Annotated in this window: 11 protein-coding genes; 1 reads left to right on the plus strand and 10 read right to left on the minus strand. The window is 37.9% G+C overall.

Going from position 1 to position 12,173, the window contains the following annotated elements; all coding sequences use genetic code 11:
- Window positions 1-84 precede the first annotated feature (84 nt).
- Window positions 85-2,850 (minus strand): SLBB domain-containing protein, encoded by a 2,766-nt coding sequence (locus B7C41_RS07040; RefSeq protein ID WP_085298090.1) that lies wholly within the window; start codon window positions 2,848-2,850, stop codon window positions 85-87.
- A 235-nt stretch (window positions 2,851-3,085) separates the two neighbouring features.
- Between B7C41_RS07040 and B7C41_RS20660 the strand changes: the two genes are divergently transcribed.
- The gene (locus B7C41_RS20660; RefSeq protein ID WP_085298091.1) at window positions 3,086-3,394 is read left to right on the plus strand and encodes a DUF6170 family protein; all 309 of its coding nucleotides are present in this window, start codon (window positions 3,086-3,088) and stop codon (window positions 3,392-3,394) included.
- A gap of 32 nt (window positions 3,395-3,426) precedes the next feature.
- On the opposite strand, the gene B7C41_RS07050 is transcribed toward B7C41_RS20660, so the two are convergent.
- From B7C41_RS07050 to B7C41_RS07090, 9 genes are all read right to left on the minus strand, one after another.
- On the minus strand, window positions 3,427-4,233 hold the full coding sequence (locus tag B7C41_RS07050; RefSeq protein WP_328590770.1) for an MlaA family lipoprotein: 807 nt from the start codon (window positions 4,231-4,233) through the stop codon (window positions 3,427-3,429).
- Between the two features lie 193 nt (window positions 4,234-4,426).
- Window positions 4,427-4,897 (minus strand): DUF2802 domain-containing protein, encoded by a 471-nt coding sequence (locus tag B7C41_RS07055; protein ID WP_085298092.1) that lies wholly within the window; start codon window positions 4,895-4,897, stop codon window positions 4,427-4,429.
- Between the two features lie 59 nt (window positions 4,898-4,956).
- Entirely contained in the window at window positions 4,957-5,451 is a 495-nt protein-coding gene (locus B7C41_RS07060) for a chemotaxis protein CheW (RefSeq protein ID WP_085298671.1), read from the minus strand.
- Between the two features lie 87 nt (window positions 5,452-5,538).
- A complete protein-coding gene (locus tag B7C41_RS07065) occupies window positions 5,539-6,393 on the minus strand; it encodes a chemotaxis protein CheW (protein ID WP_085298093.1) in 855 nt (284 codons plus the stop codon).
- A gap of 2 nt (window positions 6,394-6,395) precedes the next feature.
- Complete coding sequence (locus B7C41_RS07070; protein WP_085298094.1) at window positions 6,396-7,172, minus strand: ParA family protein; 777 nt, start codon at window positions 7,170-7,172, stop codon at window positions 6,396-6,398.
- A 12-nt stretch (window positions 7,173-7,184) separates the two neighbouring features.
- Window positions 7,185-8,150, minus strand: coding sequence for a flagellar motor protein MotB (locus tag B7C41_RS07075; RefSeq protein ID WP_085298095.1), 966 nt, complete (start codon window positions 8,148-8,150; stop codon window positions 7,185-7,187).
- A complete protein-coding gene (locus B7C41_RS07080; protein ID WP_085298096.1) occupies window positions 8,147-8,893 on the minus strand; it encodes a flagellar motor protein in 747 nt (248 codons plus the stop codon). The genes B7C41_RS07075 and B7C41_RS07080 overlap by 4 nt, the downstream gene beginning before the upstream one ends.
- On the minus strand, window positions 8,886-10,007 hold the full coding sequence (locus tag B7C41_RS07085; protein WP_085298097.1) for a protein-glutamate methylesterase/protein-glutamine glutaminase: 1,122 nt from the start codon (window positions 10,005-10,007) through the stop codon (window positions 8,886-8,888). Before B7C41_RS07085 ends, B7C41_RS07080 begins: the two co-directional genes overlap by 8 nt.
- A 31-nt stretch (window positions 10,008-10,038) precedes the next feature.
- A complete protein-coding gene (locus B7C41_RS07090) occupies window positions 10,039-12,168 on the minus strand; it encodes a chemotaxis protein CheA (RefSeq protein ID WP_085298098.1) in 2,130 nt (709 codons plus the stop codon).
- Window positions 12,169-12,173: the final 5 nt, after the last annotated feature.

The following is a 12,173-nucleotide window of genomic DNA, read 5'->3' on the forward strand; positions in this document are numbered from 1 at the left end:
ATTCATAATTATTATTAGATATTATATGCAATTGCAGAGGGGAAGCAGTAAGGATATACGGCTTTCCTCTGCATTCATATTTACTTACAAACCACTTATTGCCTTAACAGCAACTGCAGATTGATAAATAATTTGCGTTACAGATGCCCATAAGGTTAAGTCTTCCATGAAATAAGTATCTAATGGTACAACCACAGTATCACCGGGTTTCAAACCTTGACCAGTGCTGCTGAACCAGTTTTCATCACTTGGAATTTCCACTGCACCATTCGCCTTGATTACGTATACTCTATCTTCATCAGCTTGCTTTTTACTTCCGCCACTAAGTTGAATATAGTCAAATGCGGAAAAATCATCTTTATGGATATGTGAGGTAGCAAGTTGAACTTGTCCTACCACATTCACTGAGTTCAATTTGACTGGCATGTATAACACATCACCATCTTCTAAAATGACATCGAATTTATCGTCAGACATAATTAATGGTATATCGAGTACCAATCGCCCCACAGGTTCAACATTCGTTAAATCGGCCAGTAACTGGCTCGTTTGCTCATAGTCAATACTGGCGGTATTTTCCCGTTGAGATAAGCTTTTAGATGCTATTTCCATTCGTAAATTTTCAGACACTTTAACTAGGTTTTGTAACTCTAACGTTTTTAACTTTTCACGGGTAAAAAGCGATGCATCTAAGTAAGCAAAATCTGTAAAACCACCAGCTCGCTCTATAAGTTTTCGTAGTGTTTCACCTCTTTGAATAGTGTACTTACCCGGAAACATAAACTCGCCACGTAACTCTACAATATGGTTTTCTTGCCATGCTGGAATATGATGAACGTTCAATCTATCTTTACTTTTCAACACGAGGTTTTTATCTACATCACCTTGAAGAGCAGATCCAAGGTCTATTTTCATTGCCAGTTTTCTTGCATGGTTACTGACAATTTCATTACGTGTTAATTCAGCATTACTTAAATAGGCCGATTCTTTCAAACCACCTGCAGCTTTGATTAAATCACTTACTTTGTTATTGATAACTAACGGATACATGCCTGGAGTTTTTACTGCGCCATCAACTTCAACTAATTGCAATGGTTGCCCTGCAGCTGCCTGTCTTCTTAATTGTTCAATAACAGGAGTAAGTAATCTTTTTCTTGAGAAAAAATTAAGCTCACGAACTTCAGGCTCCACTTCACTGTCTACGCCGGTTAATTCATCAATTGATGCTAGGGTTTGTTTCAGTGTTTCTTCAGCTTTATTAACTTCAATATCACCATAGATAGAGGTTGTATCAGCATTTTCACCATAATATTGCCAAAACATTTTTTCTTCATGTCGGTTTTCGGCTTCTTCTTTTTCTTTTTCAAGTAGTTCCTGCTTGGTTAATGCAAAAGAATTTAACGCTTTAATATCAATAGAAGGTACTTCTACATTCGAGAAAATTAGTAGTTTATCTCGAGGGTTTAATGCGAGATTGTCTGCAGATAATGGATTACTAATTGCGTCAAAGAGGCTAAATTGTAGTACTTCAATATTACGACCAATATTTTTTTCGCGAATAACCAAGCTATAAGTTAAATCAGCATCATCAAGCATGTAGGAATGAATATTAGGTAATAAATCAGCAATTTTTTGCCCTGCAACCCACTGATAATTACCTGGTCGAGTAACCGCACCAATAACAGTCACCGACTCCTGAAATAACTCTGTTGTTTCCATCACGTTAATGAAATCACCAGCTTTTACTGATGATGACAATGCTTCTTTGTTCGATAAATCAACATTAACAATTGAACGAAGGTTATTATTATTAAAGCGCTCAACTACTGTTGCAGAAGGAAATGCTGATGGTAGTAATCCACCCGCCATTTTAATAACATCATCAAAACTTTCAGTACCTTGCAACTCATAAATAGCTGGTCTTCTCACTTCACCAGAGACAGTGACTTGCTTACCAAGTGGCGCAACAAAAACAACGTCACCTGATTTTAGTAACAAGTCATCTGATGAATCACCTGTTATAAGTAGATCGTATAAATCAAGCGTTGCAACAAGCTTACCCGCACGTTTTAATTGAACATTACGTAATGAGCCAATGTCGTTTATTCCGCCAGCAGCAAATAATGCATGAGTAATACTCGAGAGTGAATTTAGTACATACGAGCCTGGTTTAAATGCATCCCCTAAAACAAAAACACGGAGTGAGCGCATATCACTCAAAGTAACAACGACATCAACACCAAATATTTTATTTTTAATTTCATTAGCAAGATATTTTTTTAATTCAGAAAAAGTCAGTCCTGCAACCGAAAAGGGGCCTAACTCCGGTATAACAACCTTTCCTTCTCTTGATATTTCCAATTCAAAGTCTAAGTTTTCTTTACCGAATACTTGCACATTCAATACGTCGCCAGCTCCAATAATATAATGAGCAGGAACAGCTATATCCATCGTTGGTGCAAATGTCGTTGGTGCATTAGCAAAGACATCATAACCAAAAGGTTTAGGTGTTCCGTCGTCTTCCTCTTCTTGCTCGTTCGTTTCGGTAAACTCATCGTCAAACATTGGGTTACCGAATTCATCAAACTTAGTTCCTCGAGGGAAGTATTGCTGATTTTTGGACTCAGTACCTTCAGTAGAAGATTTTTTTGTCGAAGACATTTGCTTTTGTAAAGAACGAATATCAACGCCCATACTCTGAGCAAGGGACTTTTGCTGTGCGGGAGAGAGTTTTTTAAATTGCTCTAATTGTTGCGGAGATACATTGTTTAGTGATTGCGCTGCATACAATGAGAAACTACTACACAATATTGTAAGTAAGAGAATATACTGATAAATAAATTTTTTCATTGAAAATGCCGTTTCCTATATAAAAATCATAAACTAATGGACCTGCGCAAGCGCAAAGTTACGCGAATTCTATCACCATCACTTATTAAGCGCTATATTATAGTCACCACAGGATTAGATAAGTTCCATTACACATAAAAAAAATTAACATTGAGATAATTTTACCGCTGATAACTAGCTCATAAATTTTACATTAGTTACAATAATATAAATTTATCGTTTTCCTAATACACTTATGACAATTTATTTTTCTTCTAATAAAATACCTGAACTCATACCGTACAATTTACACCAGCGCCAAGCTATTCTTGCCTTAGCTCAAGCTAAGCTTACCGCGCCTGAAAAACTCCTGCTAAACATTATTAAATTAATACTGTTAATACCGCCTTTTCTCTTTATTGCCAACTTACAGGGTATGGCTATAGTCGGTTCTATCATCATAGTTATGCTGGCTTACTTTACTTTTTTACGGCCAATTATGTTGCACGTTACCCTTAAGCACTTAAATAGCGCGATTAATCAATATAAAAAAAGCGAACATTAAGTTCGCTTTTTCAGTTATACCAAAGAACTTTGTTAAGGCTCTAGTTCATCTAGTTCATCTAGTTCATCAAGATATGAATCAATATCATCCTCTTCTTGTGCATCCACTTCAATCGGTGGATTTCCGTCGTACACTTTATACTGCATATTCTGAAAATAAGCATTTTTAACAAACTCATATGGGTCAATCGCATCATTTAAAATGGCTTCTTGATCAGCTAACGATGCTCTTGCTTCAAGCCCTAAAACACCTGAGCGCAGTAAGTTAGGCCAAAAATCAATAATTGCTAAAGGCCAATAATAACGATCAACAAAATCACCAACTTCTTCACGAACTGACGATGGTCCTAATGCAGGAACAACTAAATAAGGTCCGTCACCAACACCATAACTACCTAATACTTCGCCAAATTCTTCTTGGCTTCTATCCCAACCAAAATCGCTTGCAGGGTCGAAAAATCCCAGTAAGCCAACCGTTGAATTTAAAACAAAGCGCCCTGTTGTTTTAGCAGCATCAGTAAACTTGGCTTGCAATATATTATTGATAATGGTCGATGGTTCATTTAAGTTCAGTGCCATGTTGTGAACGCCTGAACGCAGTTCTTTCGGCATATATTCTACATAGCTTTCAGATGCTGGCTTAAAAACATATTTATCAGCATAATCCCAAGTGAAAGTCCAAAATGGTCGGTTAATAGATTCTAATGGATCTTTCGGGTCAGAAACTGACTCTTCTGATGTTGGTGTTGAAGAACAAGCACCTAGAAGTAATGAAAGCAATACAGCGGCGATCGTTGTACTATTTTTAATATTCGAAATAATTTTTCTTATGGTATTCACTGCAAAGTCCTTGAACAATAACAATTGATTTTTAGCTTTCACTAGTATTTATTGAATTTTCAAAATATATTAGCGAGCACTTTTTTATAGATAGTTTAGCATGAGCAATAAGTGACGAGTATCAAGAGTTTTGTTTAAAAAATGTAAAGTTTATATTTCTGTGCTATTTACTTTATTATGAACTCGACAGTCTTCAATAATTTGACGATTGTTGTTTATGGACAGCCATTAACATTTCAGCTTCTGGACGTGGAATATCGCACTCTCGCATTATCTCTTCAACATCAGCTCCTAATTCCACTAGTTTTTGCGCCCGGGAATATAACTTATCTTCGGGTTGCTGCTGTAATAATTGTTCTATAGTTTGGAGTTGTGTCTTGAATTGTTCCTGGATCACCTTAATACGGTGCTCTAATTGCTTAGAAACCTGTTCATTTTCAAGCAAAGATTCATCGCACTGATGCTTATTTTCATTAAGCTGAGTTTGACTTTTCGCAAGTAACATTTGTAAGTCACTTAACATTAACGCTTGGTTTTGTACTTGTTTCGATAGTTCTACAACTTGCTCTGACAAACGACTTTTCAAAGCTAATAATAACAAGGCAACTAACATCACTAATGAAAGTGCGACTAAACTGATCAAGTTTGCAGGTATATTTTCCATAGACTATTTAAGTACAACTCAATTGAAAAAGCCTGTAATACAGGCTTAAACAAGTAGCGCTAGAATTGTTTTAACTCATCCCATTCAACATCTGAGAGTAGCTTATCTAAGTCGACTAGGATCAATAATTCACCTTCTCGGTTTGAAACTCCTTGAATATATTTAGCACTTTCATCGTTACCAACATTAGGAGCTAGATCAATTTCAGACGTTTTCAAATATACCACTTCAGCGACACTATCAACTAATATACCAATAACTTGCGTTTCAGCTTCAATAATAACAATTCGACTATTGTCAGTAAGCTCAGTCGATTCCATACCAAAACGAGCACGAGTATCAATAACGGTAACAACATTACCACGCAGGTTAATAATACCTAAAACATATTCTGGCGCCCCAGGTACTGGCGCTATTTCTGTGTAACGTAAAATTTCTTGCACTTGCATTACGTTGATGCCGTATGTTTCGTTATCGAGTTTAAATGTAACTCGTTGAACGACTTCATCATTAGCGCCTACATTCTTGCTTGCATTGCGTCTTTCATCAGACATACCACTGGCCTCTTTCAATATTTATATTCAATTTTGGTGACTAAAGTACTTATTCCCTAAGTATACTGACAAGTTCAAATTCAGCAATTATTCTTGGGTAATATTTACGCCTTTTTCCAATAACTTAATTAATGAATCAACATCTAATAGCGCACACATACGATCTTTTACTAATCCTGCTAACCATGGCCGCTTGTTCGACGAATCTAGCCATTTCACGTCTTCTTGCTTTAAGGTCACTGTATCAACCAAGTTTTCTGCAGTTAACCCCCAATTTGAATCATTCAACATAATAATATATTGGTAGTCCAAAGCAGAAAGTAATTTTTCATCACATTTTTCTGGCATTACCCATAATGCAGTATCGACAACATTAATTTTTTCATCTCTGCGTAACATTACGCCTTTAAACCATTTAGGCTTTCCCATCAAGGCAGTAGTTTTATCACTATTGTGAATCCCGCCAAGTTCAATTAGCGGCACAGCGACAGTTAAGCCAGCTACATCAAAAAACATCGCTTGAAAGTCTCCTTTGCGATAGTCTTTTTGCGGTAAAACTTCGAACGCCCCTGCACTTTTACGGGTAGTAATTTCTTCTCGATCGATTTTATCAATATTTTTTTCTTTAGCAGCACCTGCTACTCTATCAACAACCTTGTCCGTGATACTATCTATAACAGGCTCTGAACTTACATTAGCTTTAGATTTTTTATTTACAATCTGTGTTTTTGATATTTCACGAGCATTAGTTTTATGGCTGCTGACAGTATCCCTTTGATTGGTCGCTACTGCAGGCAAGCTTACTTGGTTTAATAACTGTTCAATGGGTTGTGCTTGTTTTTCTTTGACCTGAACAGCCACTTTATCGTTAGTTTCTTCGGTGAGTAATTCAGACAAATATGTCTGCATTAATCGCTTACTTGCCGCTAAGGACTTTGACATTTTTATTTACTCACTGACTTTAAATACACTAAATGCTTTAATAAATTACTATAAGCCACGATACCACGAGAAGCTGCAGCATAGTCAGATGGTACTTTTTGTTCAACACTGGCATTACGAAAATTAGTATCTATCGGTATCACACCAGGCCAAACAGCATCACCATAAAGCTCCTGTAATCTACGGTATGTCATCAATGATGCTTTCGTTCTTTTATCAAACATGGTTGGCACTATCGTGTATTTAAACACTTCACTTTGCTCACCCTGCATAATTTCAAGAGTTTTCATCATCCGGTCAAGTCCTTTAAGCGCTAAAAACTCAGTTTGTACCGGCACAATAATACGTTCACAGGCAGCCAATGCATTTACCATCAGCACTCCTAAAATAGGAGGACAATCAATCAATACGTAATCATACTCATCAGCTATCTTTTGTATGGCCTTTTTTAATACTAATCCCATACCACCCTTATTTCCTAATGAGCGGTCAAGTGTTGCCAAGCCCATAGTAGCGGGCAATATATCAATATTTTCATAATGAGTCGGACACAAGCCTTGCATGATTTGCTCTTTGGTTGAAACTTGCAAAAACAAATCATAAACACTTAAGTCTAAGTCTTCAGATTCAATACCAAAATAATAACTTAGCGATGCATGGGGATCAGTATCGACTAAAAGTACACGATAGCCTTCTTCTGCCAGCAATCCGGCTAAGGAAATAGTTGATGTTGTTTTACCAACACCACCTTTTTGGTTTGCTACTGTCCAAACTACCAATTGAATATCCTATTATTTACTGTCATCTGCATCATTGCCACGTGTAGTAATGCGAATACCACCATTCTTGAGTCTTATAATACGAATATCGTCTTGTTCAATACTATTAATATCAATTTTCTTGATAGCTTCTACATCTTTGACCGATATCGTCGGCGTTGCCAATAAATTGGCTTTTTCTAAACCATATTTTGAAATTGCAATGACCACACGCCTATTTTTTGCTCGCCCTATTGCCGTTTTATTGGTTGCATTGGGGTAATATTGCCCATATCCTTCTATGGCCATGCGCGCAGGATCTAAGTTCATCTTTTCTAAAGCTCTTAAAACAGCTGTGGCTCTAAACACCGACAACTCCCAATTAGATGAAAAAATCTCTGTTTCAATCGGTTGATTATCAGTATAACCCCTGACACGAATATAGTTGCTAGAATTACTAATTACTTGAGAAATGACAGTCAAAATATCTCGTGCCGCATTAGTTGGGGATGAAGAACCACTTGGAAACAACAACCCACTGTTTAACTCTATTTCGAGCCAGTCGCCATCAATTTGTAGCTGTGCATAACCTGATTCGACAAGGTCATATAATGCTTCATTTAGCTCTTCTTCTATCGAAGTTAGCGTTGATCCCACTTGCGCATCTGAGATATTCGACAAATCGACTTCACCTTCAACTAGCTCAGGACCGGCAACTTCCAAAATACCATTTCCAAATAAACGCTTATTAGTTTTCGAACTATTTACAGGCAAAATATCATCGCCGTGGCCACGATTTTTCGTTTGTTCTTCATTAGCTTGAAATACTCGTCCAATTGACTCGGTTGCCGTTTCGAAAGGTTTATCATTAACCATGGCCATGGCATAAAGGACAACAAACAAAGCAAAAAGCAAGGTCATATAATCAGCATAAGAGACCAACCAGCGTTCTACGTTGTCGTGCTCTACTGAATGACGCTTGGTACGTAATCGACTCACTGCTCTAACCGAAATGCAGAAAGCTTATTTTCAATTGAATGTGGATTCTCAGCATTTGCAATAGCAATTAAGCCCTCAGTCATCATCTCACGATACATGGTTTGCTCATGAATAATGGTTTTAATCTTATTCGCTACGGGTAAATAAATAAGGTTAGCAAAACCGACACCATAAATAGTAGCAACAAAAGCCGTCGCAATACCTTGACCTAATAGTTGTGGATCAGCCAAGTTAGACATAGCATGAATTAGGCCAAGAACCGCACCTAGGATACCAATGGTTGGGCTATAACCTCCCATCGACTCGTAAACATGAGCAGAACGCAAGTTATGCTCTCGATATAAGTCCAAATCAAGCTCGAGAGAGTCCCTTAAGTTTTCAACTTCAGCACCATCAACTAAAAGGTTTAGGCCTTTACTAATAAAAAAGTCACTCTCTTCTTCAGCAATATGCTCAAGCGACAAAAAACCTAGTTCTCGGGCTTTTTCGGCCCAAATAACAATCGACTCGATACCTTGTTCAATATCATATTTAGGAGCCCAAAAAATCCATTTTAGCAATGACATTGCGTGCAAAAACTGGCTTTGTGATGATTGCAACATCACTGCACCAATAGTACCACCAAAAACAATAATGAAAGCAGGGAACTCCAGTAAAGAAGTAATACTTCCACCGTCTATAACAAAACCAAGATAAATTGCTAATATGGCTATAATTAAGCCCGAAATAGTCAATTTATCCATGCTGTATTTCCTTGAGAATTGCAGATGGAAAACTTTCAATTGCCAAAGAGAGTGTAGATATGCCCGCTACGGCTACCGCTTGCGGCATACCATAAACAACACAAGATTCCTCATCTTGAGCCCAAATAGTTGCGCCTTTATTTTTTAATAATTTAGAGCCGTCGCGTCCATCTGCTCCCATTCCTGTTAAAATAATAGCTAAAACGTTACCACCAAAAACTTTTGCCGCCGAACCAAAACTAATATCGACACTTGGCTTAAAAGCAATTCGTTCTGAATCATCTTCAAGTATCCTTAATTTTGCAGCGCTTTCTGTACCATCAATCACCATTTGTTTGCCACCAGGGGCTAAATAGGCACAACCAGGTTTAAGAACATCGCCAGCCTCAGCTTGCTTAACTTTTATTTTACAAAGAGTATTCAATCGATTAGCAAAGGCTAAAGTGAATGCAGCCGGCATATGTTGCACCATAATGATCGGTAGTGGAAAATCTTCAGGTAATTGGGTTAATAACTTTTGTAATGCGACAGGACCGCCGGTCGATGTCCCAATAGCTAATAATTTATACTGTTTTCCTGAGCTTTTCTTTGGTATGGCATGAGTTCGTTCACTTCGCGTTGCTGTTACTGTTTGTGAAACCTGTGGAGTAGTGTTACATGTTACATCATTGCGAGAGCGAGAACGAGAGGTTGAAATTCGCGGTGTTCTAACTGATTTCTTACGGGCTAATTGAATAACCCGTTGACGTAACAAGCTTCCAGCATCATCAGTATTCTTAGCAATCTCATTAAATTTTTTCGGCAGAAAGTCTAAAGCACCAGCATCTAATGCCTCCAGTGTTGCTTTAGCACCGTCATGCGTTAAAGAAGAAAACATAATAATAGCAGTGGGGGTTTTAGCCATTATTTGCTTAACCGCTTCAATGCCATTTAACAATGGCATCTCAATATCCATGGTAATGACGTCAGGTTTCAAAGCAATAGCTTTTTCTACTGCGTCAACTCCATTAATAGCGGTATCAATAACTTCAAGATTAGGATCTTTATTGAGAATATCCGTCACTCGGCGTCGAAAAAAACTGGAGTCATCAACCACCAACACTTTAAAGGACATTTACAATCTACTTCCTATTATTATTATGTAATTATGAACGTAGCTTTTTATTCACAGCTGCTTTCTTTGCGTAGTATTTCAACATATTAGGTACATCGATAATCAAGGCAATTCCACCATCACTAGTTATAGTTGCCCCTGCCATACCTGGTGTACCATGTAGTAACCGATCTAATGGCTTAATAACCACTTCCTCTTGACCAATTAAGCTATCAACAACAAAGCCTACTTGTTGATTACCTAATTGCACAATCACTACATGACCACGGTCACGTGGTTTATCAACATAGTTGCGTACTAGCCATTGATCTAAATAGAATAATGGAATAGCTTTATCTCGCACAATAATAGTTAACTGCCCATCAACTACGTTCGTTGTTTTTAAGTTGAGATGAAAAATTTCATTAACGCCAGCCAATGGTAAAGCAAAAGTTTGCTTGCCCACAACGACCATCAGGGTCGGTAAAATAGCTAAGGTTAACGGCACTTTAATTTCAAGTATCGTGCCTACGCCCATTTCTGAGTCAATATTAATCGTGCCGTTTAATTGCGCAATCTTAGTTTTAACCACATCCATACCAACGCCGCGGCCAGAAACTTCAGAAATTTCTGTTTTGGTTGAAAAACCTGGCGCAAAAATCAAACTAAAAGCTTCTTTATCTGACATGCGAGCCGCAGCATCAGTGTCGAGGACGCCACGTTCTATCGCAATATCTTTTAGTTTTTCAGCGTTCATACCTGCACCATCATCACGAATAGTTAGTAGGATATGATCACCTTCCTGAGATGCAGATAAAACAACAACACCTTCTCTTGGCTTACCTGATGCTTCACGAGAGTCCGGAGCTTCAATACCATGGTCAACAGAGTTACGAACAAGATGGACTAATGGATCTGCTAAAGCTTCAACAAGATTTTTATCAAGATCTGTTTCTTCACCTTCTAAAATCAGTTTTATTTCTTTATTAAGGCTACGAGCTAAATCACGAACAACACGTGGAAAACGGCCAAAAACTTTCTTAATTGGCTGCATGCGGGTTTTCATTACCGCACCCTGTAAATCTGTGGTAACCGCATCCAAGTTAGACACAGCTTTGGTTAGCTCTTCATCTTCTTTTGTCATACCCAAACTGGTAAGGCGGTTTCGCACTAAAACTAGTTCACCAACCATATTCATAATTTGATCTAATCGTTTAGTATCAACACGAACGGTGGTTTCAGCTTGCGGTGCAGCAGGTGCTGCTTTCTTATCAGCTGCTGGTGCAGCTTTTGCTACAACAGGTGCTTTAACAGGATCTTTTTTAGCTACAGCCTTTGGTTTTGCTGTAATTTTAGGCGTTGCTTTTACTGTTTCATTTACAGGTGCTGTAGGTTGTACTTTTGGTCCGTTACCTTTACCGTGTAACTCATCGAGAAGTGATTCAAAGTCATCATCATTGATTTCATTAGAATTATTCGATGCAATAGATTGGCTCGCATTAGCAGCAACCTCAGGAGAAAATGCTCCCTGGCCGTGTAACTCATCTAATAGTGATTCGAATTCATCATCTGATATATCATTATTATCAGTGCTACTAGGTGCAGGTACGGCTTCTGAAACTGCAGGAGTGTTAGGCGCACCGCTACCATGTAATTCATCTAACAAGCGTTCAAATTCATCTTCGCTCATTTCATCACTTGAAGAACCGGACGAACTCGCTTCAACAGTCTCAGCAACAGGTGTAACAGCTTCTTCAACAATAGCTGCAGGCGCAGAACTTTCAGCATCAGGATCACATAGTCGATGTAATTCGGCTAATAAAGTTGGCTCTGCGGAATCAAGAGGTTCTCGATTTTGGACTTGTACAAACATGGCATTAATGGTGTCAAGTGCTTGTAGAATTACATCCATTAAATCTGAGTTAACAGTACGATCGTTATTGGTATTTCTTAAAATATCAAAAACGTTTTCTGCGCCATGACAGACATCAACCAATTCAGTTAATGATAAAAACCCTGCGCCACCTTTTACGGTATGAAACCCTCTAAAAATAGCATTAAGTAAATCAGCGTTATCGGGATCGTTTTCAAGTTCGACTAACTGTTCAGACAAGGACTCAAGTATTTCTCCTGCTTCGATTAAAAAATCTTGAAGAATTTCTTCATCTTGTTCAAATGACATTCAGT

Source organism: Cognaticolwellia mytili, assembly GCF_002104475.1.
GTDB classification, from domain to species: Bacteria; Pseudomonadota; Gammaproteobacteria; order Enterobacterales; family Alteromonadaceae; genus Cognaticolwellia; species Cognaticolwellia mytili.

What these genes read in the sequence shown, in the direction of transcription:
- B7C41_RS07040 (WP_085298090.1), bottom strand. Translation starts at nt 2,850, where the DNA reads ATGAAAAAATTTATTTATCAGTATATTCTCTTACTTACAATATTGTGT.
- B7C41_RS20660 (WP_085298091.1), top strand. Translation starts at nt 3,086, where the DNA reads ATGACAATTTATTTTTCTTCTAATAAAATACCTGAACTCATACCGTAC.
- B7C41_RS07055 (WP_085298092.1), bottom strand. Translation starts at nt 4,897, where the DNA reads ATGGAAAATATACCTGCAAACTTGATCAGTTTAGTCGCACTTTCATTA.
- B7C41_RS07060 (WP_085298671.1), bottom strand. Translation starts at nt 5,451, where the DNA reads ATGTCTGATGAAAGACGCAATGCAAGCAAGAATGTAGGCGCTAATGAT.
- B7C41_RS07065 (WP_085298093.1), bottom strand. Translation starts at nt 6,393, where the DNA reads ATGTCAAAGTCCTTAGCGGCAAGTAAGCGATTAATGCAGACATATTTG.
- B7C41_RS07080 (WP_085298096.1), bottom strand. Translation starts at nt 8,893, where the DNA reads ATGGATAAATTGACTATTTCGGGCTTAATTATAGCCATATTAGCAATT.
- B7C41_RS07085 (WP_085298097.1), bottom strand. Translation starts at nt 10,007, where the DNA reads ATGTCCTTTAAAGTGTTGGTGGTTGATGACTCCAGTTTTTTTCGACGC.
- B7C41_RS07090 (WP_085298098.1), bottom strand. Translation starts at nt 12,168, where the DNA reads ATGTCATTTGAACAAGATGAAGAAATTCTTCAAGATTTTTTAATCGAA.